The organism is Stutzerimonas sp. C6.4V (assembly GCF_058536345.1).
In genome coordinates, this window is the sequence record NZ_JBZUBM010000001.1 from 2,904,025 (window position 1) to 2,928,973 (window position 24,949).

Genomic DNA, 24,949 nt, shown 5'->3' on the forward strand with positions numbered 1-24,949 from the left:
ATCCATACAGCAATATTCTCAAGCCTCACCCATTAGTGAGGTACGTATGAATGTAACTTCCCCGTTCTCCATTCCTTTCTACAAAGGTCTGAGTCTTATCGTCGAACCTGGCCATGAAGAGCACTTGCGAATCGCCTTGGCAAATATTTCAACGGTTACGGATGCGATAAACCGCTTTCAGTCATCTCCTTTGCTGACCGAGTTCATGGATATAACGCTGTCCCGCTTTCTGCGAGAAAACAATTACGCAGGTAAATCCGAGCACATGCTTCGAGCGAGGATGGAAAAACTAAAGATCGTTCTGACGCAAGATAATCCTACCCGCCGAGTTGCTGAGCTTGATCGGGCCGACGTACAGCGTCTGAAGGATCAGCTACCGTCGTTACTCAAGCAGAACGCTGCGTCGGGTAGCAAAGGCGCAAACCTCACGACCTATTATCAGTTGTTCAATCGAATGCTGGACGAAGCACTTGAGAGCAAGCTGATTACCGAGGCGATCAAAGTCGCGACATGCAATACAAAACACGCCGAAATCACCAAGCCATTTCTGGATAGCAATCTGAATCAGATGTTTTCAGGCTGGCCCTACAGAAAGTATCTCGCTGGCGACATGCCGAAGATCTACCAAGACGCCAAACCCTATCGGTTTTGGTTGCTCCCGCTTGGGCTCTATACCGGCGCGCGGCTTAACGAGCTATGCCAGCTACGTGTGCATGATGTGATCCAAGATGTCCACTGCGTCGACCTTATCGATATCAACGACAATGGCTACGACAAGTCTTTGAAGACGGGGCCGTCGGCCCGGCAGATCCCAATCTGCTCGAAGCTAGTGGAGATGGGCTTTCTAAAATTCGTAGAAGAACGGCGCCAGGCCGAAGGCAACGATGCACTGCTTTTCAACGAGCTGAGCTTCGATTCGAAGCACCTGTACTCCCGCGACCCAAGTCGGTTTTTCTGCGGGCCATGCACGGGAACAGGATACATCGGTCAGCACTGCCCGCCAGCCGTAAATGGTGGGCTCAATTTTAAAAGTTTCCGCCGCTCGTTTGCCGTGAGACTTGAACGGTCAGGTATACCCCCTTCAACCATTGCCTATCTGCTCGGCCATGAAGGTGGTGCACCAGAAGTCACAGCAGACCACTACCTGGAGCGGCCACTGAGTTTGAGATTACTGGAGCAGATGGAACGGGGACTGACATACAACGTACAGACCGAGCGAATTCGCTGGGAGCATTTTAAAAACCTGCTCGCAAACCAAGCCGGACGCGGAAAGCGCGGGAGGAAAAGTAAGCTGCAGCTTCACTAATGCATAGAGCGGGAACGATCATCGCTTGGAGATGATTATGAGACAGGATGAATAAAAGGCCGCAGCCAATCTGCGGCCTTTTTCGTTCTGAACACAACAGGAAAGAAACCGAATTTTCACGCAACTCCGGGCATCGCTTGCGGCGACGGTTGGCACGCCCTATCGCTGAGCACAGTCCACCATCGAAGAACTTGCATCCGCTGCGACGAGAATTCCGTGACAGTCGGCTGCTGCCACACAAATTTCAGTTGAAGCGTGGGCGCTTTGGCATCAGACCGGACACCGCTTCATAACGCCACTGTGACAGACACACGGCACGGTCACCCGGCGCATCGACACTCACTAACTGCCGCAAGCCCTACGAGTGACACGGCGAGACTGCAGCACTCGAGTCATGTGACATGGCGGTCGTAAGACAAGTGTGCCGCAGTGATCGGGCTTATGATTGAGGCCGGGGCGGCAGCGCCCGCGAATGGCGCAGCTCACGTCTGTGCACAATCGCCATTTCGGCCAGGCAACGCCTGGCGGCTATGATTTGACAACAAAATTGCGGGGGCATACTTGAAGCAGCGAAGCGTTCCTTCAAGTATGCCCCCGCGCCCCATACTTGAAACCTTCAAGTATGGGGCAGTTGAGCATTTTGGGCGTTTGCAGGTAAGCGAAACGAATGTGGAGCGAGACCGAGCAATAAGACCAAAATGATCAACTGCCTTCGCGAAGCGGCTGCCATTGTTGTCAAAAAAGGCAGCTTTCTTCATTTGCCGCAGGTAAATGGCTAGCTCCAATTTCGATGCTATGCATGGCTACCTCTGCTAAAGCAGAAGAAGCCTGCTCACGTCCGCTTCCTCTACGGGATGCGCGACGTTTCTATGCAACGGCCGCCGCTTGGTCACCTCCCATTTTGCTAACCCACCACTTCATATGTCAGGAAGTACGCACCTCTCTGGCTGACAAACACTCCGCAGCGCCATCCCTGTACCAGCCTTCTCGATGACTGAATTACTCACGAAATCGGTCGGTCCTTAGTTTTCTCCCTCCGTGCCCAAGCGGTAGACTGAGACACACAAAGCAGTTTCGTTCTCCGAAGGTTACCCATGTCCAAACTCGCCGAATTCAAAGCTCTAGAAGCCCAGCTCGCAGCCCAGCTCAAGCAGCTTGATGCTCTTAAGAATGACGACAAACTCAAGCGCGAAATCGAGTTCGAGGAAAAACTCCGCAATTTGATGGGGCAATATGACGTAGGCCTGCGCGAAATTATTTCAATATTGGATCCGCAGCCCAGCCGCACCAGCATCAGCGCCACCCCGACGTCTCAAGCGCCTCGTCGGCAGCGCCAAGTTAAGGTTTACAAAAACCCAGAAACTGGAGAGGTGGTAGAGACGAAGGGTGGCAATCATAAGATTTTGAAAGCTTGGAAAGAAAAGCACGGCGCCGAAAAGGTAGAGGGTTGGCTTCAGTAAGCTATCCGACCAACACAAGAGCCAGGCACTGCCTGGCTTTTTCTTTACGCTTTCAGCGGTCAACGGATGCAAGCGATCGCACTACAACCAGTACCTGGAATTCATCGGTCCTCGCATGCACTCGCCTAGTTGCACCGCACCACCCACAACTGATCCAGCCTGGTCGTGAAACTTTGGCTCATCATCTCCCGTCGCATGCCCCAGTCCGGCGCGGTGGTTACGCGGCCGGGCCGGAGGGTATTGCGGCCCCACTTGGCGTTGATTGCATCGAGCACGCCCATAACGCGCTCCGACGCGGCGGGCTGGGTTTGGGCGAATAGATCGTCGGTGTACTCGCCGCGCTGGCAGAGGTCCATCAGCAGGACCTCTGCCTTGCTGAACGAAAAGCCATCGCGATAGATGTGTTCCAACCCAGCGATCGCCGCCCGGATGATGTAGCGGGTGTCGTTGGTGGGATACGGCAGCTCACACACGACGCCTTTCGCGAACTTGGGCTCGTCGGGATTAAACATGCCGGTACGGATGCTGATTCGGACGCGCTTGCACATGGACTGCTGTGCCCTCAGCTTCTCGCTGGCCCGAGCGGCATATGCCGCCACTGCGTCCTTGATTGGCTCAAGCTCGCGCAGGCGCTTGCCGAACATCCGCGAGCAGCAGATCTCCTGTTTGGGTGACGCGACCTCCTCCAGATCGAGGCACGGCGTCCCGCGCAGTTCGCGTGCGGTTTTCTCGATGACCACGCTGAATTTTTTGCGCAGGGTCCAGGCATCCGCGCTAGCTAGATCCCAAGCAGTACGTATGCCCAACCTGTTCAGGTGCTCGGTCATCCGGCGACCGACACCCCATACATCGCCGACGTCAGTCACGCGCAGCACCTTGTCGCGCCGCACCGGGTCGAGAAGGTCCACTACCCCACCCGTCTGCTTCTGCCAGCGCTTCGCTGAATGGTTCGCCAACTTGGCGAGCGTCTTGGTCCCCCCAATGCCCACCCCGACCGGGATACCTGTGCTGCGCAGTACCTCAGCGCGGATCCGCCTGCCGAGCACTTCGACGTCTGGCACACCGGTAAGGTCGGCAAACGACTCGTCGATTGAGTACACCTCAACCGCAGGCACCAGGCTCTCGATGACCGTCATGACGCGCTCGCTCATGTCGCCGTACAGCGCGTAATTGCTGGAAAACACCACAACGCCCCAACGCTCCAGGTCGCGCCGGATCTGAAAATACGGCACGCCCATTTTGATACCGAGCTGCTTTGCCTCGGCCGAGCGCGCGATCACGCAGCCGTCATTGTTCGAAAGCACGACGATAGGCGTACGGCGCAAGTCTGGTCGAAAGACACGCTCGCAGCTGGCGTAGAACGAGTTGCAATCAATGAGGGCGATGGCCCGCTCAGTACTTGCCATGGATTCGGATGCTGTATGACACCACGCCCCATACGTAGAGTTCTTCGCTTTCGAGGAGGTACCGCGGCGGGAACTTCGGATTAGCCGAGCGCAGAATGACCTGGCTGCCGGCTCGGTCGAAAATCTTGACCAGAGGCTCGTTATTCAGCGCTGCGATGATCACCTCCCCTTTTTCTGCCTCCCGTCCCCGGTCGATGATCAGAATGTCTCGGTCGAAAATGCCGACCTGGATCATGCTCTCCCCGTCTGCGCGCGCCAGGTAGGTATGCGGAGCTCGGATGTTCATCAGCTCGTCGAGCGAGATGCTCCCCTCCATGTGGTCCTGCGCTGGGCTCGGGAATCCGGCGGGCACGCAGAAACTGAAAAACGGCAGTGCAATTGTGGCGGGAGCAGCAGGTCCCAACATATGGACGGGCATGGCACAGACCTCATAACTGTATGCATATACAGTATTCTGAAGCTAGAGTCCGGTCAATTGAACCAGATGTGCGGGGGCACCCATGTGTGGACGTTTCGCTCAGTACCGAATCGCCTATGAGTACCTGGACAAGATCGCGATGCAGCTGCCCTTGCCATTGCGTGGCAGCGTGAATCCTGAGCCAATCGGACGCTACAACGTGTGTCCGCAATCACTGGTTCAGCTCCTGCACCAGGACGATGATGGCCTGCGCATGGAGCCGGTCAAGTGGGGTTACGCCCCATTGTGGGCACAGGGGAAGCGACCACCAGCGATAAATGCCAGGGTGGAAACGGCCGCGACTAGCAAGTTCTTTCGCGATATCTGGCAAACCGGCCGCGCAATAGTGCCCGCTGATGGTTGGTACGAGTGGAAGAAGGACGCGGCCAACCCGAAGATCAAGCAGCCCTACTACATCACGCTCCGTAGCGGCGAGCCGATGTTTTTCGCTGCGCTCGGGCGGTTTCAGCGAGGCGCCTCGCTGGAACCCCGAGACGGCGACGGCTTTGTTGTCATTACGTCATCTAGCGCTGCCGGCATGCTCGATATTCACGATCGGCGTCCTCTGGTTCTATCGCCAGAGTACGCTGCGCTCTGGATGCAGCAGGAGCTTTTGCCGCTCAAGGCTGAGGAGCTAGCACTGGCGCATGGTTTATGCGTCGAGGAATTCGAGTGGCATCCGGTGGGTAAGGACGTCGGGAACGTGCGGAATGATGGGCCGGAACTTATCAATAGGATCGCCCAGCCGCTGGTATAAAGGCATTTCGCTTCAATGACCGTTGGTGACAACCTAAATCAAGTGCGAGCTTTGCTTTCAGGCCCGCCACTGTATGGGCTCGCGCGACGGTGAGTCGTCAGTTTAGAAAAGTGAGCCAGGGAAATTCGCTAAAGCTCAAACGACGAGCTTGAACACACCTCTTAGGGGCAGATAGCACCGCTTCCGCTTACGGCCGCAAGCGGTCACCCTCACAATCTGTGCTCCGACATGATGGGGCATGCCGGAAATGTCGGTTCGAGCATCAGAACGTAACGCCGCGCGCGAGTGATTCCAACGCGAAGAATTTTCCGACTGCGATCATAGGGCGCTTCGTCCCCACGCCAGACCAAGGAGGAGCGAAACACGTTCGCTCCCAGCCTAATGCTTTCCCGAACAAGGATCACGGCATCGAACTGCTTCCCCTTGGATTTGTGGATTGTCATGACGTGTATGCCTTGAGTGTCGTTTCCGTCAGCGAGCAGTTGATCCTGAACCAGTGCGTTATCAAGCCCCTGACGCGCGCTGGTATATTCACCTGTTGTCATCCACATTTCCGATAAATTCGCGCTGATCCGCTTGCCACGATTGAAAGCAATCAGATAGTCGAGGGCCTCCGCGACCTGCTTGAACTCAGTTACGCCGGTCCGATAGAGCAGCGTTTTGATCTGAATCCAATCCCTGCCAGGGTCCCCGGTAAGCACCAGATCCGCAGCGCCATTAATGAGTGCTTCAGCACTTCTCGCTAATTTGGTCTTCGGGGGCTTACCAGCAGCGATACTGGCACTCCATGTCAGATAGGTTGCTGCATCCTTGATCGCTGTCGCGCTACCGGACGCACGCCTTATCGAGGCAAGTAATTCAAGACAGGTTGCGATATCAGCTGCACGTCGTTCTGGAAGCTTGGGTTCCAGTAGGAATGCTGCCAATCGAGCCGAAAGCAGAACTCCGGCCTCATCGAACAACACCTTATGAGGAATAGGCTTCGCCCCACCGTTCAAAGCGGCAGAGATTTTGGCGACGCCGCGGCCAGTGGTTGCAAGGATCGCGATGTTTTCCAATTCCAAACCGTTAGCTTTAGCACTACCGAAAAATCGACCAAGTGCCACACGCAGCCACTGGACCGGTTCCTGTCTGGGGTCATAAAAAATGCGACCAACCCCGGCATATGGGGCTTTTCTCGGCGTTTTCTCCAAGATGTCATTGCCAAAAACAGCGATTTCGGTGCCTGGGCTGCGGTTATTGTCGGAGCCCAGGTCTACAAAAACGGGATCTAAGGCGTCTTTGATATGCTCGATTCGCTCTGGACCAACGCCCTCTAGGTGGTCAAAAATCTGCTGATCAAGATCAGCCAAGCAGATGATCTGGCAGAGGCCTGCCAGCTCCTCAATACAGCTCCAAGCCGCATCCCCAGTATCTTGGGCTTCATCAACAATGATTACGGGATGAGTGCCTGCAACCAGCTCCCGGAGCATCTGACACCTTCCCAGTAACTCACTGGATTTAGGAGCAAACAGGTCGAAACAGATTTGGCCCTCTTCCGCGAAAAGTCGCTCCCTCTCGACCTGCCACTCGAGCCACTTGGCTGTTGCCTTCTCACCCTTCTCCGGTGCTTTCACTCCACCGGACAAAGCCTTTTCATCTTGAGGCAGCAGGATCTTGAGCTTCCCTTTCGGAGAGCCGAGCAGGTAGCCATGGCTTTTGAGCAATGACCAGCAAAAGGAATGAAAGGTCTGGAGGCTGAGCTGCGAACGTACGGTCTTATCGACTAGCAGACTCGACGCCTCTGCGACCCTTGCCACGGCTGCCCGAGAGAAGCTAAGGAAGAGTATTGACTGCCCCGGCTGCAACCCAGCAGCGATAATTTTCGTAGCCTTCTGAAGGGCGATTGTGGTCTTCCCGCTGCCGGGCCCTCCGACAATCAGGAGGTGGCCATCCTCGTCCAGAATCGTTTGACGCCGATCGCAGATGATCATCAGCCGCCTACCAGATCCTCTCCATCCTCTTCGTCAGCCGGTTCATCATCGGGCTGCGAAGCAGGAGTAGGTTTTGGAAAGTCCTCGTAAACGCGTGTCAGGAAATCTGTGATACCCACTGGCAATTCGTGAACTGCACAAAGGTCTAGCAATCGGGCTGCATATCCGTTGCCCTTGTTGCTCTTGAGTGCTTTCCGCATGTTGGCTCTTACACCGTTGTCATCTGGGCGCTCGGCAGGGATGCCAATGTTTCCTTGATCCCCGGAATCACGAAGAGCACTAAGGAATGTCCATTGGTGCTCTACCGGCGTCTGGGTGACCAGCAGTTCCTCAATGTTTGGGTAAGGAATCTCGTTCGGGATATCGAAGGCTTCCACAAGCTTCTGATTTTCTTCTGCCTTGCGCGGCTTGTAGTCATAGAAGGCATAGGTTCGTAGGCCGAGGGCTTTGAAGAAAGCACCGAAATTCGACAACGAACCGTCGCCATCGACAGGGAAGATCGTGATGCCTGCCAAGTCCAAGGGAAACAGATCTGGGTCGGCCCGCTCCATCTTCTCAGCGACAGTGGTCAAGGCACTGTGCTCGGTGATCCCCTCAGCAACAATCACCCCAGGACCGAGCATTGCTTCTGCAAGGCCTCTTCGTGCATGCCGCTTGTACATCTTGCCTTTCAAGGTCGTGCCTGAGGCAACGGCGGTCGACTCGACCACTGCCTCAGCGCTGCGTCTGAGAATGATGATCTGAGATGGGTCGAATCGCTCGATGACATACGGCGAATGCGAGGTAACGAAGCACTGCGTTGTTTCTTCCAAAAGGTACTTCGCAATACGGCGCTGCGTATGCGGTGGAAGTGCTATCTCGGGCTCCTCCATCGCGAAAATCACATTGTCTTTCTTCACCTCAGCGATGAATGACAGCAGGGCCAATACGAGGGTGTTCAGCGTGCCCGTTCCGACATGCTGGAAGGGGACTGGCTTTTGGTCCTCTGTGATGGAGAGAAAGAACGACATCGTCTTGCGCAGGTGCTCTCTCGTGAGCTGCGAAACGAATAGCTGGGTCGCCTTGCCAGCACCGCCCACGGAAATGTACTGGGCAAGCCTCTCTTCAATGGAATCCAATACCGGCCGAAGGTCAGCAGCATCCGAATCAATTGGAGGATCCAGCTCTCTTAGTCGCTTGATAGACTTTTCCCAAAGCCCGGTTCGAACCCCTTGCAACCGAAGGATGAGATCGAGCAGAGAACCTCGTTCAAGACTGAGGGCACGTGAGCCTGTGCGCAGGGTTCGAAGGTAGAGAAACCCAAACAGCCGCTTCACAGTTTTCTTTACACGCTGAAGCTCGCCACCTTCAAGGCTAGGGCTGTATGAGAAGAAAGTGTCCGCCTCGAACTCATCTTCTTCTGGGTTGTAAAAGGCTTGGGTTTCAATACGCAGACATCGAATAACATCAGGAGGGACGGCGGCATCTGCCTCACCAGCCTCCAACAGACGTTGCTCTTTGACATGCCACAGCTCGGTGTGAGCGGCGCAGGTGCGCTCAACCTCACCACTGAGATCCACCAGCATGACTTGGATCTTGATCTTTACGGAGGTGGTCCCGTCAGCATCAAGGTACGAGGCATTGTAAAAATCAAACTCCTGAACCGGGGGAAAGCGAGAAAGCCTATCTGGACTGAGCACAAGGTCTAAAGCCTCGCAAATCGTGCTCTTCCCGACGTTGTTGCCCCCTACCAGCAGGGTATGTCCGTCAAACGTAAGATCCGCTGACTTCACACCCCGAAAATTCTCAATCTTCAGATTGATAATGCGCACTTTCGCAGATCCTTATGCTGGCTCGACGCCGCAGCTTGGCTCAACCAGCCAAACCTGCCCAGCCATAGTAGAAATGAATCGCTCCAGTTTTCCTAGATACCAGATGACCGCTGTTGGCTGTTACCTGCCTGACCCGACTGGCTCTGAACGGCCGATTCTGTTGAAAAAGTCCCGTCGCGGTTTTTACCCAGGAAAGAGCGTTAGCGACGTCTGGTTTGCTCAGAAGACGGAGCTGTCCTGGTTTTTTACGTAGCAACGCCGCAATCGAGCGTTTTTTGAGCTGCCGAACAACAACTCTCTCAGAAACCGACTTTTTCAACAGAATCGGGCCGATAGCCGCCTTCCAAGAACAGTCGTAACCGCCCAGAAGCGCCCCCTTTCGACGACAACGAATTTTCTTAGCCGATGCCCGTCGAGCTCCAGCATTACCGAAACTGCCAATACAGGATAGGCACCAGTCACACCGCATCTTTAGCGTAGCGCTTGGCCAGGCGCCGGGGTTCAGTGCACATGCGGCGTAGCCATGCGGTCCATCCATCTCGCCGCTCGCCTGACCTTGCCGGAGAAAAATCGATGGAGGCGCCCACGCAGTGCCCCACCCCTCGCGCTCGGCCATCGGCCTGGATGAGCCGTCCGATAAGTTCCTGACGTGGGCAACCCACGGCCAGTACGACCAGTTAGGCGGAGTGATCAATGACGAAGTCCAGGCACGCCTGGACTTCATGAACCCGAAAAGGGGGCAGATTTATTTACGAAGCCGCCGGCCGCTTCTGGCCGGTCGTGACCAGCAGCTCTTCAAGGGAAGCGAACCACAGCCCAGATCAGGCGTTCTGATAGTTCAATAAGGTAACGATCGCCGATTGCAGGCCAGCATTATCCTTAATCGGCTGGCGCGCGAAGCTCCCTTGCCTAGCAATGCCAGGCTTCAACCGCACGAGTAATTCAGCTTGGCAGACCCCGCTCGATACCCCATCTACGACAGGAACCGGCAACTGGCCGACCAGACTACGTGCCAAACCCGCCAGGGGCGCGCCCGCTAGGATCAGCACGTCTGCACCGTCCTCCGAGACTGCCTGCCTGCAGAGTTCTAGCAAACGGGCGGCATGGTCGACTTGGACGGTCCCTGGATCGCTTAGGGGATCGTTCAGGTGGCGGATGCATGCCAGGCGTGACAACAGCCCGTACTGGTCGACGCACTCGCGGTACCACGCGGTGATGCGGTGGGAGATGGCGATGATGCCGATGCGCTGGCCAAGCTGGGCCGCCGTCATCAGGGCCGCCTCGGTCATCCCGACGACGGGTACGTCCAGCGCCTCCTTCAGCGCCTGCAGGCCTGGATCGCCAAAGGCCGCGACGAGCAAGGCATCGTATTCGCCAAGCCGCTCACCGGCGATGGTGGCCACGGCGTGCGCCCCTAGTAGGGCTTCGAAGCGTGTCTCGATGTAGGCCACGCCGGCAGCGGCCGTAGCCATCGTAATCACCGTGTCGGGGGCCGCTACGCGCCGGGCTTCCGCCTCGATCAGATCTGTGACGCTCCGGGAAATGTTCGGATTGACGATCAACAGTTTCATGCCTGCTCCAACGTGTCGGGCATCTGGGAGAAGCCGAGGGGTGCCATTTCCAGGGCTAGTGTGTCCTCGACGAACGCTCCCAGGCGGAGCACGTCGTCATCGTGAAAGCGTGGCCCTACGATCTGCAACCCCAGCGGCAATCCCTGCGCGCCAAACCCACAGGGGACCGAAAGGGCCGGAACGCCAGCCTGGTTGAAGAGCGGAGTGAAGACCGCATGACCACGCGGGCCGGTCGGCCGGCCGCCAATGGTCGGAGGCCCGAGCACATCTAGTGACCAGGGCTCGACCGGGACGGTCGGGCACAACAGCAGGTCCACCGTTTCGAATAGGGTCGCCGTGTTGCGGACGATGGCGTCCCGCAGCGCGGCCAACGCCACCATCCGCGTCGCAGGTACCGCGAAGCCGGCTTCGATCTGCTCGGCGATGGCCGGATCGAAGCGGGTCGGATCGGCGCGGTAAGCCTCACCGAAATGCGCGGCGAGTTCCGCATGCTGCGCTTCCAACAGAGGGGCGGCGGGCAACCCCTGCGGCCAGCGGGGCGTGAACGGCCGTACCTGCAGGCCGGCCGATTGCAATCGACTCACCGTCTGCTCGAACAGCGCGGCAACATCCGCATCGACGGTATAGCCCAGCCCAAGGTCGAGACTGTAACCGATGCGCAAGGTCTCGAGCGGGCGGGCCGCCACCGTTGGCATGGGCGTGGAGTAGCGGTCCGCCGAGTGCACGCCGGTGAGCACGTCGAGCATCAGTGAGACGTCGGTGACACGTCGCCCCAATTGGGCGATCACATTCAGTTCGCGCCCGATGACGGGAAAGCCCCAGGGATCGGCGATCCGGCCAGCGCTCGGTTTGAAACCCACGACACCGCAGTGCGCCGCGGGCCGACGCGAGGAGCCACCGGCGTCGGTGGCCAGGGCTAACATTCCCAGTCCGGCGGCCACTGCTGCGGCGGCGCCACCGGATGAGCCGCCAGGCGTGCGGTTCAGGTCCCAAGGGTTGCAGGTCGCGCCATATACGCGGTTGTCGGTCACCCCCTTGCAGGCGAATTCCGAACAGTTGCTCACGCCCACCAGCAGGGCGCCGGCCTGCCGCAGGCGGGCAACGGCCCAGCTGTCACGCGGCGCACGGTGGTTGCGGTAGAGCCAGGACCCACAGGTGCTGATCTGCCCTTGCAGCCACAGATTATCCTTGATAGTGACCGGAACGCCGGCAAGCCGCAGATCTTCACCAGCGGCGCAGCGCGCGTCGATAAGCGCTGCTTGGAGCCGTACGTCTGTGGCATCCACTTGCACAAGTGCGTTAAGTGACGGATTCAACGCAGCGATCCGCGCCAGTTGGCGCTCGGCAATCGCGACGGCGCGAGTCTCGCCGGAGCGGACCCGCGCCGCCAGTTTCAATGCGCTTGGCGTGCTCACCGGCTCAACCGAATATCGCTTCGAGGTCCACTTCGGTGTCCTCGGGCAGCGAAAGATCTAGCGTGGCCTCGATGTGATCGAGGTGTCCGATCATCAGCGCAATGGCTTTCTCAATATTGCCTTCTTCCATCGCCGCGATGATGTCGGTGTGCTCATGGTTCGGGCAGGCCGGGACGTTGGGCGAGTCGTAGAGCAGGATGATCAGGCAAGTCAACGATGACAGTTCACGCATCAGTTTGATCAGCGGTGGGCTGGCGACCATTTCGGCGATCAGCAAGTGGAACTCTCCAGATAGTCTGATCACTGCGCGCTTGTCACCGCGCTCCCTGGCGTCGCGCTCTTCGGCGACATGTGCATGCAGCTTCTGGAAGTCCTCGTCGGTGCCCTTGTCTACCAGGCTGCGAATCAGCGCTGGCTCCATGATTCGGCGCGCCTGAAAGATGTGCCGGGCCTCTTCCACCGACGGGCTGGCAACAAAGGCGCCACGGTTCGGAATGGTGGTCACCACCCCTTCATAGGCCAGCCGGGACAGCACCTCGCGGATCCGGGTCCGATTCACGTGGAACACGCTGGCGAGCTTCTCCTCGACTAGCTTGGTTCCGGGAATCAGGCGGTGCTCCATCACGGCAGCCAGGATTCGCTCGTATATTGCGTCCAGTTTGTCATTCGTTCCCAGTATCTGTCCGGCGCTGCGCGCTTTGCGCGAGCGTGAAGGTTCTTTCTCGGTCAACACATCGATTCCTTGCACCTGCCCTTCGCCTGTTACATCGGCGAAGAGGATTGTCACAAAAAATTGAGTAATTGTGCAAACTTGCACCGCTGGAGAACATTTCTCTGCAACTTGCACCTTCATCGCGCATGAGGTGTCAGCGCTTCACCTCACATGTACGCCTCCCAGCCAGCCAGATCGCAGCGGTCGAGAACATATATCGACGTGCCGCAATGCCCTGAATACCGGCGCTGCAGCAAGATCGCGAATGGTCCGTGCCAAGCCTGACCCGGAAGTTTCCACAATGGTGGCATGGCGGTTGCAAACGTTTTGCCACAACGAGACATAATTTTTGTGACAATCACGGAGCCTCGACATGCGACCCATCCGCTCGTCCTATGCTGTACTCAAGCGCGCTGCCGGCGCCCTGCTGGCGCCATTGATGTTTACTGCCGCCCTGTCCCCTGCTCTGAGCCAAGCGCAGGAAGCCGAACCGATCAAGCTGGGCTACGCCAAGTGCGCCCACTGCACGCCGCTGTCGCTCACTCCGCAAAACACCACGGGCGTGAAACTAGACGCTATCTCTTTCAACACCGGCAACGACGTGCTCACGGCCCTGCTTTCCAAAAGCATTGATGTAGCGCAGGTCACCTATCTGCACTACGCCACCGCACTCGACAAGGGCTTCGACATCGTGGGGATTTCTGGCCAGATCAATGGCGGGTCCCAGATTCTCGTGGGCAACGACCTGGCCGTCGAGCCGGGTGACTGGGAAGGCCTGAAGCGCGTGATCGCGCAATACAAAGACGAAGGCAAGCCCTTCCGGGTCGCGGCTTCCCGTGGCAATGCGCAGGACATCCATATGCGAGGCGCGTTCCTGACCCATGGCATCGATATCAACAAGGATGTGCAGTTCATCAATATCCCCAACCCGTCCGACCATGTACAGGCGCTGCGCCGAGGCGAAGTCGAGCTGATCACGTCGGTCGATCCGTTCGCCACCCAAATCCGGGAAGTGAAGGCCGCCAAATTCTTCGATTTTCCATATGAGCAGGCCGCTGGAAAACTGACCAACCTGATCGTCACCCGCTCGGACGTGATCAAGAACAACCCGAAAGGCGTTGAGGAGGCCGTACGCGCCATCGTTAAGGTCAACGAGATGATGGCCGACGACAAACCGCTCTTCGTCGACACCATTCAGAAGGTCACAGGCCTCGACAATGCCATCGCCACCGGCGCGGTCGACAACCTGTATCCCGACTACAGGATGTACCGCGAGTCCGCCGTGGCCATCGCCGAGATGATGCGCGACCTGAAGTACATCAACACGGACGTCACCGAGGCGGTCGAGAAGAACCTCGACTACAGCTTCTTGGAAAAAGTGACCGGCAAGTCCAAGACCGACCTCGGCTATTGATTCAGGACCCGTGATGTCTTCTTCACTCTCGCAACGCCTCTATAAAAGGATCGAGCGCTTCATAGTGCCGGTCCTGCTCCTCGCCGGCTGGGAGACCTTCTCCCGCTCAGGCATCCTGCCGCCCGCGCTGTTGCCGGCCCCGTCCCAGGTCATGCTGGCCTGGGCGGACTGGATCTTCTCCACGGACGGCAACACCCAGAGCTATTCCGGGCGCTGGCTGTCCGATATTGCGGCGAGTTCCGGCCGGGTGTTCGCCGGGTTTCTGATCGCAACGGTACTGGGCGTCGGCATCGGCATGGCCATCGGCTGGTCGCGCCAGGTCGAAGCGCTGATCGAGCCGACGCTGCAGACGCTGCGACCGATCCCACCGGTGTCCTGGATCCCGCTGGCGATCATCTGGTTCGGCATCGCCGACAAGCCTGCCATCTTCCTGGTGTTCATGGGCTCGTTCTTCCCGGTATTGCTCAGCACCATTCACGGCGTGAAGACCTGCGACCGCAACCTGCTGCGCGCCGGCGCCATGACTGGCGGCACGCCGTCGAAGCTGCTGCGCCACATCGTGTTCCCTGCCGCCTTGCCGAGCATCTTCTCCGGTCTGCGCATCGCCATCGGCTCGGCCTGGATGCTCACCGTGACGGCCGAAATGGTCGCGGTGAAAAGTGGGGTCGGCTATGTTCTGTGGGATTCGTACTACTTCCTGCGCTACGACATCGTCATCGCCTCGATGGTGAGCATCGGCCTGCTCGGTTTCCTCAGCGACTACGTAATCAAGTACATCGCCGGTCGTGTCCTGCGCTGGCAGCGCGGCTCCACCCTGCAAGCGAAGGAAGGATGAAGACCATGGCTCTGATTACCATCGACAACGTGTCCCGCGTGTTCGAAGACAGCCAGCGCAAGCAGGTCGTCACCGCGTTGGATAACGTCAGCATTCAGGTCAAGCGCAACGAGTTCCTCTGCTTGCTCGGTCCGAGCGGCTGCGGCAAGTCCACCCTGCTCAACATGATCGCTGGCTTCGACAAGCCGTCGTCCGGTACCGTCACCGTTGGCGGTCAGGTCATCACCGAGCCGGGAGCCGACCGAGGCGTCGTGTTCCAGCAGGCCAACCTGATGCCATGGCTGTCCGTCTGGGAAAACGTCGCCTTCCACCTGAAGATGCGCGGCGCCAGCAAGGCCGACCGGCGCGAAAAGGCTCAGCGCTACATCGAAATGGTGGGCCTGAGAGGCTTCGAGAATCACTTCCCGAGCGAGCTTTCCGGCGGCATGAACCAGCGCGTCGGTATCGCCCGTGCGCTATTGATGAATCCGGAAGTGATCCTGATGGACGAGCCGTTCGGTGCGCTGGATGAGCAGACCAAGATGGACATGCACGGTGAGCTGATCCGCATCTGGCGCGAAAGCCAGAGCACCATCGTGTTCGTCACCCACGGCATCGATGAGTCACTGGCGCTGGGCACCCACGTCGCCGTGATGTCGGCGCGGCCGGGACGAATCCGCGAGCTTCTGCCCATCGAGCTGGAGCGGCCACGCGACCCGACCAGCGCCGCGTTCAACGACTACAAACGCCACATCCTCTCGTTGTTGCGCCCGGAAACGGTGAAGGAATCGGCCTGAGATGACCACGCTGATCACTGGAAGCAGTGGCTTCGTAGGCCTTGCGCTCGCCGAGCACCTGCTAGCGACGGGCGAGACGGTAATCGGTTTCGATCGTTCACCGCCGACCGAAGCCGCCAACCGCGCGTTCGCAGCGTTACCCGGTCGGTTCGTGTCCACCATCGGTGACGTACGGGACGTCGATGCACTGCGTGCCGAGATGAGCCAGCACCGCCCGCAGCGCGTCGTTACGCTGGCCGCGATCACCGCCGACGAGGCGCGCGAGCGGCATGCCGCGCAGACGATCTTCGAGGTCAACGTCGGCGGTGTGCTTGCTGCACTCAACGCGGCCGCCGATACGGGGGTCGAGCGTGTACTGCATGCCAGCTCCGGTTCCGTATACGGACGAAGCGGGCGTTCGCCGGTGGCGCTACGCGAAGACGACACCCCGCTGTTGCCGGAAGGCCTCTACGGCATGTCCAAGCGTGCCGCCGAAGAGGCCGCCATGCGGCTGGCGTCCATACGAGGCCTGCCACTGGTGGTTGGCCGTCTGGGCACCTGCTTCGGCCCTTGGGAGGCGGACACCGGCGTACGGGACACACTGAGTCCGCCACTGCAGGTTCTGGTACGCACCCGAGACGGCGAAACGGCCATCCTTCCCCGTGCTGGCCGACGCGACTGGCTGTACGTACGCGACGTAGCGGCTGCCATGGCCACGCTGCTGGATCAACCAAGCTGGGCCTATCCGCTCTACAACCTGGCGGCCGGATTCGAATGGAGCCTGGCCGACTGGTGCGCCTGCATCGCGGCTCGCTATCCGGACTTCAGCTGGCGCCTGGCCGAATCGGGCGAACGGGCCAACATTGACTATTTCGCTGACTACGACCGCGCCTCCATGTCGATCCAGCGGCTCCTTGGCGACAGCACCTTCCGGCCCCGCTTCGGGCTGACCGAGGCGGAAGCGGACTACCACCATTGGATCAGGGAGCACGGCACCGATCTATCCGGCGCTAGAGCACACCATGACTGAGCACATCCCGTTTCCCTCCGCCCGCTTCGACATGAGCGGCAAGGTCTGCATCGTCACCGGCGCAGCCTCCGGCATTGGCCGTGCCATTGCCCGGCAGCTGGCTGCCAATGGCGCCGACGTGGTGATCGCCGACGTGACGACCGAAGTCATCGAAGGTGGCGATCCGACAGCCGAGCTCATCGCCCGCGACGGCAACAGCGCCACCTTCTTCCGCACCGATGTCGCCGATACCGCTCAGGTCGACGCGCTCGTGGCGCAGACCGTGGCACGTTTCGGCCGCCTGGACGTGCTGATCAACAATGCCTGCATTCGCCATGCACGGCCGCTGCTGGAGCTCGACGAAGCCGACTGGCAGCGCCTGCTGGACGTCAACCTGACCGGCGTCTACCGCTGCTGCCGCGCCGCCGTGCGTCAAATGGTGGAGCAGCCCCCCGTCAATGAGGTGCGCGGCCGGCTTATCAACCTGTCGTCCCAGCACGGCCTGATCGCCGCGCCCGGAGACCTGGGCTACGGCACCACCAAGGCGGCGATCGACTACATGACCCGGCAGATCGCCACGGACTACGCGGCCGACCTCGTGGTCTGCAATGCCGTGGCGCCGGGCAAGATCCAGACAGGTGCGGGCGGCCGTGCGGTGGCCTCGGACGTGCTTGCTCGTGCGTCCAGCCGCACTCCCTGGCCACGCCTGGGGCGCCCTGAAGATATCGCTTTGGCTGTGCTGTTCCTCGCCAGTGACCACTCGACTTTCATGACCGGCACCACCCTGATGGTGGACGGCGGATGGATGGCTGCCTGATGACCGACGACATGCTCGACCTGCTGATCACCGATGCGACATTGCTGCTGGCTGGCGGCGTCGCGCGCACGACCAATCTGGGTATCCGTGGCAAGCAGATAGCCTTCATCGGCGACGAACGCCCGGCAGCGGCTCGGACCCTCGCCTTGCCCAGCCGGGTCGTCACCCCTGGCTTCGTCAACACCCATTACCACGCTGGCCTGAATTTCGTCCGGGGTGTGGCGCCCGATTGCGGTTTTGCCCCGTCCTACACGCCGGGCCTGCCCCAGGCGTCCTGGCTGAACGAGGACGAAGCACTCGCCCTGTCGCGCCTCGGTGCGCTGGAAGCGCTGCGCGCCGGCTGCACCACGTTGGTGGACAGTTTCGTCCACGCCGAAGCTACCGTTGCCGGCATGGCAGAAACCGGTGTGCGCCTGTTCGCCAGCCAGCGCCTGGCGGATGTCGATTTCGCCTCGGTGCTGGAAGGCGACCGTCGCTTCGATCGCGCCCGTGGCGAGCGGCAATTGGAGCGCGCCGCCGCGTTCGTCGAACGCTGGGCTGGGCGGGCCGATGGCCGTATCCAGGCACACCTGACCGCCCACGCACCGGATACCTGTTCGGTCGAGTTCCTGCGGGAGATTGCTGCCCTCGCCGAGCGGTACGATCTACCCATCAGCACCCACCTCGCGCAGAGTCAGGACGAGGTGGACTGGGTTCGCGCACGGCACGACCGTTCCCCCGTGGAGCTGCTGGACGAGCTGGGCCTGTTGAACGACCGCCTGCTGGCTGGCCACTGCATTCACGTCGACGAGGCAGATATCGCGCGGCTCGGCCGCAGCGGCGCGCACGTGGTACATATCCCGGTGGGCAATGCAATGTCCGGGCGGATCGCGCCGACCCGCCGTCTGATTGATGCCGGCGCGCCGATCTGCCTCGCCACCGACACCATGCACGGCGACATGATCGAGGTGATGCGCTGGACCCTGGCCATCGGCCGTCTGCAAGCCGGCTTCGTGGCGGACGACTGGCAGCCTCGTGACGTTTTCGCCATGGGCACCGGCAACGGCGCCACCGCCCTGGGCTGGGCGGATCGCCTTGGCCTGGTCGCCGTGGGCATGCTCGCCGACCTCGCCATCCTCGATTTTCGTCAGCTGCACCTCACGCCCTGCATCGACCCGCTGGGCAGCCTGATCCACAACGCCACCGCTGCCGACGTGGAAAGCGTTCTTGTCAACGGCGAGCTGGTCATCGACCAGGGCCGCGCCACCCGTGTCGACGAGGCTGCAATACGCGCCGAGGCCGACCGCGTCTGTCAGGCCCTGTGGCAGCGCTGCCCGAAGCCGCTCCGTCCCTATCCGTCCGTTGCTGGAACTCCCCGATGAGCCAACGTATCCGCCTGGGCATCCTCACGCCCTCTTCAAATACCTCGCTCGAGCCGCTGACCCAGCGGCTGGTCACCGGCCTGCCGGAAGTCAGCGTGCATTTCGCGCGGTTTTCCGTGACCCAGATCGCCCTCAGCCCCGACGCGCTCGGGCAGTTCCAGCAGACACGCATCTTGGATGCCGCGAAGCTGCTCGCCGACGCCCATGTCGATGCGATCGGCTGGAGCGGCACCTCCGCCGGCTGGCTGGGGTTCGATCAGGATGAAGCGCTCTGCGCGGCCATCACCGAGGCCACCGGCGTGCCCGCCAGCACATCCGTCCTCGCGTTGAACAAAGCGCTCGAGGCTTTCGGCATCAGGCGGCTGGGGCTGGTTTCCCCGTACCTTGCCGACGTGCAAAGCAGGATCATCGCCAACTACGCCAAGGTCGGCATCGACGCCCGCACCGAAAGTCATCTGGGGATCCAGGAAAACTTCGCCTTCGCCCTGGTCGATGACGCCACGCTGGACCGCCAGGTCGCGGACGTGGTCGCGGCCGGCGCGCAGGCAATCACCACCTTTTGCACCAATCTCTATGCCGCTCACCGGGTCGCCCACTGGGAAGCCGAACACGGCGTCCCGGTGTTCGACACCGTGACCACCGTGGTGTGGGACATGCTGCGCCGCGCTGGCGTGGATACCCGTCGCATCACCGGCTGGGGCCGGCTACTTCAGGAAGCCTGACATGCAACCATTCGATACCGTCATTCGTAACGCCCGCGTGGTCACTGCCGCGGACACCTTCACCAGCGACATCGGCATCCGTGACGGGCGCATCGCCGCGCTGGGCTTCGACCTGCCGGCCGGTGCCCGCGAAATCGATGCAAAAGGGCGTCACGTCACACCCGGTGGCATCGACAGCCATGTACATCTTGACCAGCCCACTGGTGATGGCTCGGTCATGGCCGATGACTTTCTCAGCGGCACCGTTTCGGCAGCCTGCGGCGGAACCACAACGGTGATTCCGTTCGCCTGTCAGGAAAAGGGCAAGAGCCTGCGCGCCGCCGTGGAGGACTATCACGGCCGTGCTGGGGAGAAGCCGGTGATCGACTATGCCTTCCACCTGATCGTCACCGACCCGACACCCGAGGTCCTTCGCGACCAACTGCCGGCCCTGATTGCCGAGGGCTACACCTCGTTCAAGATCTACATGACTTACGACGCACTCAAGCTCAGCGACCGTGAAATCCTCGACACCTTGTCGGTCGCTCGCCGTGAGGGCGCGATGGTGATGCTGCATGCCGAGAACGCCGACTGCATCGCCTGGCTCACCGAGCGTCTGCTTGCCGCCGGGCACACGGCGCCCCGCTACCACGCCACGTCGAGACCGATGCTGGTGGAGCGCGAAGCGACCCATCGCGCCATTGCTCTGGCGGAACTGGTGGACGTACCGATCCTGATCGTCCACGTTTCCGGCCGCGAGGCTGTCGAACAGATTCGCTGGGCGCAAAGCAACGGCCTCAAGGTTTACGCCGAGACCTGCCCGCAGTATCTGTTCCTCACCGCCGACTCGTTGGGTTGCGACGACAGCTTCGAGGGTGCCAAGTGCATCTGCAGCCCGCCACCACGGGACAAGGCCAACCAGCAGGTCATCTGGGACGGGCTGGAGAACGGCTCGTTCGAGGTGTTCTCCTCGGACCACGCGCCGTTCCGCTACGACGGCCCGGGCGGCAAGAAAGCGCATGGCGAGCAAGTGTCGTTCGACCAGGTCGCCAACGGCATTCCCGGAGTCGAGACGCGCATGGCCCTGCTCTGGTCCGAGGGCGTACGTACCGGGCGAATCACGCCCCAAAGCTTCGTCGCCCTCACATCGACCAACGCCGCCAAGCTCTACGGTCTTTATCCGCGCAAGGGCAGCATTGCCATCGGTTCGGATGCGGACCTGGTGATCTGGGACGAAGGGCAGACCTTCCATCTGGACAATGACCGCCTGCACCACAATGTGGACTACACCCCTTATGCCGGCATGCATCTGAGCGCCTGGCCAGCGATGACGCTGTCCCGGGGTGACGTCGTATGGGACGGCGAACAGCCACGCGGCGACGCAGGCCGTGGTCAGTTCCTGCCCTGTGCCCGGCCCGAGCCGGCCAAGCCGCGCCGCCGGCAGACCGAGATCCCGATGTGAGCGAGGCTCACATCGACGCCGTTGCCAAGCGCTTGATAACCGCCTGGCGCACGGGCCAGCGCCAGCCTCTCAGCGGGCTGGCTCTGCCCGACACCGCCGCGGCCTACGCTGTACAACGCCGGGTCGGTCATGCCCTAGGTTGGTTCGACGGCGCGCGTCCGGCCGCCTGGAAACTTGGGGGCTCCCCTGGCGGCATGATCAGCGCGGCGGCGGTCCAGGCTACTGCGATCCATCGATCAGGCTGGCACGTACCGCCCGGTTACGTCACCGCGCTCGGTATCGAGGGTGAGCTCGTTGTCCGTCTAGGGCGGGATCTTCCCGACGCCCCTGATCTGACCGAAATCCGCTTCGCGATTGATGCGTGGTTACCAGCGATTGAACTCTGCGACACACGTCTGGAAGGCGGAATAGATGCCGATCCGTTGCTTCGACTTGCCGACCAACAGCTCAACCGGGCTCTCATTCTTGGCGTTGCCGTACAGCTATTGGATCTGCCAAATTGGTCACACCAAACCACGAAACTATGGGTTGATAGCCACGAAGTAGTCAACGCTAACGGCTCGCATCCTTTTATCGATCCACTGTCGTCTCTACCGTGGCTAGCGCGACATGCTGCAGCGCAAGGCACGCCGTTGCGCGCCGGCGACCTTATTGCTACAGGCAGTTGGACTGGTATTTATTGGGCTGATCCGGGGCAGACGATCACTTTCGGTCTGACTGGAGTTGGAGAGGTCAGGCTGAACGTCTGATCCGTCCGGTGCCGCTATGGTTTCTGGTCTTGTTTCGGGCTTTAGAAGCACCTGTAGCTCTTATGCTTACGGCTGCTTCTGGCCGCAAGCTGCCGGTGAGCGACACCCATGTGTCCAAGATTACGTAACAGATACCTGAGCGTTGACGACGTAAAGGTGGAAACCGCTATCAAAACCAGAGCTAGATACAAACGCTCTATAGCCTAAGGAATTCATGATTGTCCGCTGAAATGACCACATCACCTCAGCCGTCAGCGACCTCAGTCCTACGATCCAAGTCTCGCTGATCATTAAGAGCCACGGCGTCCGCACGCATTCGAGCAGGCACTGTATCTCTCACCTTTGAAAAGTCAGCATCGCTTGCAGGCTTAACCTTAACCGCTTCTGCACGTCCAAATCTTTTATCGCCATAGCGGCTAATCGAATCGGTAGCCTGGTGCCCCATGACGTATGCCATTTCTATTGCGGACATGCCTGAGGCTTTCAGATTTGAGCCGAACTGGTGACGAAGTGTGTACATACTCGGCACCTTCCTCCTACCGAATAGCTCAGTAGCGACTTGGTGAAGCGCAACGCGTATTGAATCCATACTGCGCGGCTGACATTTAAAAGCAGCGAGAGCGTTTCTCAAGATATTGCAGACGTCTCCATCAGCCTCAAGCGTTCGGCTAGCGCCGCGTAAACCGTTGTGGCTAAGCTTTGCACCGGATATATGGATGCGCCGGCCATCGATAGAAATTCCGTTAAGCTCGCATGGTCGCGCTCCGGTAAGAGATATCACCATTAAAGCTCCCGCTTCGACAGGCATATCTCGTTCAGCCAGACACCGTAGCCACGCTTCGAAATCAGCGGTAGAAAGCTTCTGCGGACGTCGCTGCTTTTTCTTTCGCGGCAGATTTAACACAGTGACCGGATTGAGCGTACGATTGATTTCTTGGGCAGCCCAGAAATTTCCTCGATGCTTTTGATCAAACGCCAAAGCGTTACGTAGGCGCCGATAATAATCCGGGCGGTAATCAGGGGCCGCCCGTAGTAAAGCACCAATAATATTGAGCTCATCAAGCTCAACGCCCTGCATCCGAGTCGCATAAAAATTACTGGCCAAACTAATATAGGCGCTTTGAGTCTCTGCATTCATATTATTCTTCTAATTATTATTTGCGTGACACATGCCACACAATCAATTATTGCAAATACGAAAACAAAAAAACAACAACCAGAGCATTATTTTTTATATAACCCCAAAAGCCAAACATTGCAAAGGTGCAAAAATTCTATCCTTTCTATATCGCATTCCGGACTTTGGTTCGTTGGCCAAGGACGAACCACATAATGGAACCCGACCCTCCGTAGGCAGCACTAAATCAAACGCCCGCTTGCGCCCGCCGCCAAAAACCGGCCATTCACAAACGATCGGTTCTCATTTGGGTACGGGCGGTGCGTCACTCGATACACCCTTGCTCTCATGCCACTTGCAAGTGCGCGACACCGATAGCGACGTCCGTCCTCTAAACTATCCTGGAGATAGACCCCACGGCAGTTCGGACGAAACGATTGCTTGGGGGTCGATGGTCCGCTATTCGGATCCTCATCTTTCATAGATGGCCATAACATTGATATCCCCGCCAGTCTTTAACGTACCAACAATTCTCACTCCGTTACTTCCCCCGCGCTGAATAAAAGCGTGGGCAAACGTACCCATCGAGTAGCGTCCGGCCGGTACAATATGGAGATGAAATGGCGAAGGCGCTCCAGTGCTGCCCCAAGGCATCCTAAAATCTATCCAGTCGAACCGTGCCCCGCCGTGTTTCTTCCCGGCTTCCTCAACAATCTGCATAGCTACGCGCGAATCAAAGCGGGTGATCAACTCGCCCCACCTCTCTGCTTTCTTGTCTTCCGGCATATCGCGGCTAAATCTTTTTAACGGCTCTTCGGAAGTTGAAAGCTTTCTAACTAGCTCTTCATATAAGACCTCAACCGCCCCATTCAGCAACTCCCCCGCCATCGGCATTATTTTTGTTCCGCGAGGCGCGTCTATCAGTATCAATGGCCTTGGCCCAGGATCGTTGCAGGTAGCGTCGAGGATAGCAAAATCAGCGCCTACTCCTGTTTCAACTGCGGCGGTTGTGACAGACATCCTAACGGGATCAACCCGTAATACTCGTTGAGGGAAATGCGCCAAATAGAACGCTACAACCTCCTCAAGCAAACGCTCAGGTGTGCGCGGAACGCTTGAAGTCCTGATTTTTGTGCTCTCCGAACCATTGCTGGCCCGATAATCAAAGTTACCTTTCAATGCCATATTAACTACGAACGGAAGGTCAACATCACCGTTACCACCAACTCCTAGCTTTTTCTCTGTCGTCTTTTTTAAAAGATCTGACTCTGACTCGGACAGTGCTATGAGGCCAGGTCGCATCACGGCGTCATGAAAGCGCTCAATTAACGGATCATCGGTGTACATCGGAGCATCGACAAGGAACCAAAAGAAGCCCAATTCGTTTGACCGCTTGGACAAAGGGGTAGCATTGTCCTTCCCCATACACAACCTCGATATTTTTATTACCCTGTTCACGATATTCGTCATATGACGCATGAACACCTCCCAGCATATCTGTTATTGCTAGCCGAGGTACTCACAACCACTAGTGCAGGTCTCATGTATACGTATGCGAGACAATTCTGGGAGCACGGATTTTAAGTTGCGCCACAGCCAAATAGCGATATTTTCGCTTGTGGGATTTTCGAGCCCCTCGATTTCATTAAGGTAATTATGGTCAAGGCGGTCGTAGATCGGTTTAAATATTTCTTTAATTTCACCGTAGTCTCTGATCCAACCTAAACGAGGGTCAACGCTTCCGGTAATGTAAATAGCCACGCGAAACGAATGACCATGCAGCCGACCACACTTATGCCCTGCCGGCACATTCGGTAAATAGTGAGCGGCCTCAAAAGTAAATTCCTTGTAAATCTCCATG

At 58.8% G+C, this 24,949-nt stretch carries 23 protein-coding genes; 12 read left to right on the plus strand and 11 right to left on the minus strand.

Features of this window, described 5'->3' with window-relative positions; translation table 11 throughout:
• Positions 1–46 precede the first annotated feature (46 nt).
• A complete protein-coding gene (locus AC4LFW_RS13710; RefSeq protein ID WP_491819665.1) occupies positions 47–1,306 on the plus strand; it encodes a site-specific integrase in 1,260 nt (419 codons plus the stop codon).
• Positions 1,307–2,400: 1,094 nt separating this feature from the next.
• On the plus strand, positions 2,401–2,766 hold the full coding sequence (locus tag AC4LFW_RS13715) for a histone-like nucleoid-structuring protein, MvaT/MvaU family (RefSeq protein WP_017243953.1): 366 nt from the start codon (positions 2,401–2,403) through the stop codon (positions 2,764–2,766).
• A 125-nt stretch (positions 2,767–2,891) separates the two neighbouring features.
• Here AC4LFW_RS13715 and umuC read toward each other — a convergent pair whose 3' ends face one another.
• Complete coding sequence (gene umuC / locus AC4LFW_RS13720) at positions 2,892–4,172, minus strand: translesion error-prone DNA polymerase V subunit UmuC (RefSeq protein ID WP_017243954.1); 1,281 nt, start codon at positions 4,170–4,172, stop codon at positions 2,892–2,894.
• Positions 4,159–4,590 (minus strand): LexA family protein, encoded by a 432-nt coding sequence (locus AC4LFW_RS13725; RefSeq protein WP_011914412.1) that lies wholly within the window; start codon positions 4,588–4,590, stop codon positions 4,159–4,161. Before AC4LFW_RS13725 ends, umuC begins: the two co-directional genes overlap by 14 nt.
• An 82-nt stretch (positions 4,591–4,672) precedes the next feature.
• On the opposite strand from AC4LFW_RS13725, the gene AC4LFW_RS13730 reads away from it, so the two are divergent.
• The gene (locus AC4LFW_RS13730) at positions 4,673–5,386 is read left to right on the plus strand and encodes an SOS response-associated peptidase family protein (RefSeq protein ID WP_011914413.1); all 714 of its coding nucleotides are present in this window, start codon (positions 4,673–4,675) and stop codon (positions 5,384–5,386) included.
• A 209-nt stretch (positions 5,387–5,595) separates the two neighbouring features.
• Here the strand turns inward: AC4LFW_RS13730 and AC4LFW_RS13735 are convergent, their stop codons facing one another.
• The 6 genes from AC4LFW_RS13735 to AC4LFW_RS13760 all read right to left on the minus strand — a co-directional run bounded on the left by AC4LFW_RS13735 (position 5,596) and on the right by AC4LFW_RS13760 (position 12,889).
• The gene (locus AC4LFW_RS13735; protein ID WP_045633404.1) at positions 5,596–7,359 is read right to left on the minus strand and encodes a UvrD-helicase domain-containing protein; all 1,764 of its coding nucleotides are present in this window, start codon (positions 7,357–7,359) and stop codon (positions 5,596–5,598) included.
• Entirely contained in the window at positions 7,359–9,170 is a 1,812-nt protein-coding gene (locus AC4LFW_RS13740; protein WP_045633405.1) for an ATP-dependent nuclease, read from the minus strand. Before AC4LFW_RS13740 ends, AC4LFW_RS13735 begins: the two co-directional genes overlap by 1 nt.
• A 458-nt stretch (positions 9,171–9,628) precedes the next feature.
• Positions 9,629–9,847 (minus strand): WecB/TagA/CpsF family glycosyltransferase, encoded by a 219-nt coding sequence (locus AC4LFW_RS13745; protein ID WP_491820227.1) that lies wholly within the window; start codon positions 9,845–9,847, stop codon positions 9,629–9,631.
• Between the two features lie 144 nt (positions 9,848–9,991).
• Positions 9,992–10,741 (minus strand): aspartate/glutamate racemase family protein, encoded by a 750-nt coding sequence (locus AC4LFW_RS13750; RefSeq protein WP_161612397.1) that lies wholly within the window; start codon positions 10,739–10,741, stop codon positions 9,992–9,994.
• Positions 10,738–12,156, minus strand: coding sequence for an amidase (locus AC4LFW_RS13755; protein WP_312711587.1), 1,419 nt, complete (start codon positions 12,154–12,156; stop codon positions 10,738–10,740). The genes AC4LFW_RS13750 and AC4LFW_RS13755 overlap by 4 nt, the downstream gene beginning before the upstream one ends.
• A gap of 4 nt (positions 12,157–12,160) precedes the next feature.
• Positions 12,161–12,889 carry a GntR family transcriptional regulator gene (locus tag AC4LFW_RS13760; RefSeq protein ID WP_279645601.1) on the minus strand — a complete coding sequence of 243 codons (729 nt, stop codon included), beginning with the start codon at positions 12,887–12,889 and terminating at the stop codon, positions 12,161–12,163.
• A gap of 352 nt (positions 12,890–13,241) precedes the next feature.
• Between AC4LFW_RS13760 and AC4LFW_RS13765 the strand changes: the two genes are divergently transcribed.
• The 9 genes from AC4LFW_RS13765 to AC4LFW_RS13805 are packed head-to-tail and all read left to right on the plus strand — an operon-like array spanning position 13,242 to position 21,971.
• Positions 13,242–14,282, plus strand: coding sequence for an ABC transporter substrate-binding protein (locus AC4LFW_RS13765; protein WP_181119569.1), 1,041 nt, complete (start codon positions 13,242–13,244; stop codon positions 14,280–14,282).
• A 13-nt stretch (positions 14,283–14,295) separates the two neighbouring features.
• On the plus strand, positions 14,296–15,117 hold the full coding sequence (locus AC4LFW_RS13770) for an ABC transporter permease (RefSeq protein ID WP_161612401.1): 822 nt from the start codon (positions 14,296–14,298) through the stop codon (positions 15,115–15,117).
• Between the two features lie 5 nt (positions 15,118–15,122).
• Entirely contained in the window at positions 15,123–15,893 is a 771-nt protein-coding gene (locus tag AC4LFW_RS13775; protein ID WP_161612402.1) for an ABC transporter ATP-binding protein, read from the plus strand.
• A 1-nt stretch (position 15,894) separates the two neighbouring features.
• Positions 15,895–16,902, plus strand: coding sequence for an NAD-dependent epimerase/dehydratase family protein (locus tag AC4LFW_RS13780; RefSeq protein WP_491819670.1), 1,008 nt, complete (start codon positions 15,895–15,897; stop codon positions 16,900–16,902).
• Positions 16,895–17,698 carry an SDR family NAD(P)-dependent oxidoreductase gene (locus AC4LFW_RS13785; protein ID WP_312975604.1) on the plus strand — a complete coding sequence of 268 codons (804 nt, stop codon included), beginning with the start codon at positions 16,895–16,897 and terminating at the stop codon, positions 17,696–17,698. The genes AC4LFW_RS13780 and AC4LFW_RS13785 overlap by 8 nt, the downstream gene beginning before the upstream one ends.
• On the plus strand, positions 17,698–19,059 hold the full coding sequence (locus AC4LFW_RS13790; RefSeq protein ID WP_312975602.1) for an amidohydrolase family protein: 1,362 nt from the start codon (positions 17,698–17,700) through the stop codon (positions 19,057–19,059). Before AC4LFW_RS13785 ends, AC4LFW_RS13790 begins: the two co-directional genes overlap by 1 nt.
• A complete protein-coding gene (locus AC4LFW_RS13795) occupies positions 19,056–19,781 on the plus strand; it encodes a maleate cis-trans isomerase family protein (protein ID WP_491819671.1) in 726 nt (241 codons plus the stop codon). Before AC4LFW_RS13790 ends, AC4LFW_RS13795 begins: the two co-directional genes overlap by 4 nt.
• A gap of 1 nt (position 19,782) precedes the next feature.
• Entirely contained in the window at positions 19,783–21,222 is a 1,440-nt protein-coding gene (hydA, locus tag AC4LFW_RS13800) for a dihydropyrimidinase (RefSeq protein WP_312571342.1), read from the plus strand.
• A complete protein-coding gene (locus tag AC4LFW_RS13805) occupies positions 21,219–21,971 on the plus strand; it encodes a 2-keto-4-pentenoate hydratase (RefSeq protein WP_491819672.1) in 753 nt (250 codons plus the stop codon). Before hydA ends, AC4LFW_RS13805 begins: the two co-directional genes overlap by 4 nt.
• A 244-nt stretch (positions 21,972–22,215) precedes the next feature.
• On the opposite strand, the gene AC4LFW_RS13810 is transcribed toward AC4LFW_RS13805, so the two are convergent.
• From AC4LFW_RS13810 to queD, 3 genes are all read right to left on the minus strand, one after another.
• The gene (locus AC4LFW_RS13810; RefSeq protein WP_003291594.1) at positions 22,216–23,109 is read right to left on the minus strand and encodes a site-specific integrase; all 894 of its coding nucleotides are present in this window, start codon (positions 23,107–23,109) and stop codon (positions 22,216–22,218) included.
• A 450-nt stretch (positions 23,110–23,559) separates the two neighbouring features.
• Entirely contained in the window at positions 23,560–24,513 is a 954-nt protein-coding gene (locus tag AC4LFW_RS13815; RefSeq protein WP_491819673.1) for a hypothetical protein, read from the minus strand.
• A gap of 81 nt (positions 24,514–24,594) precedes the next feature.
• Positions 24,595–24,948, minus strand: coding sequence for a 6-carboxytetrahydropterin synthase QueD (queD, locus tag AC4LFW_RS13820; RefSeq protein WP_491819674.1), 354 nt, complete (start codon positions 24,946–24,948; stop codon positions 24,595–24,597).
• Between the last annotated feature and the right edge of the window lies 1 nt (position 24,949).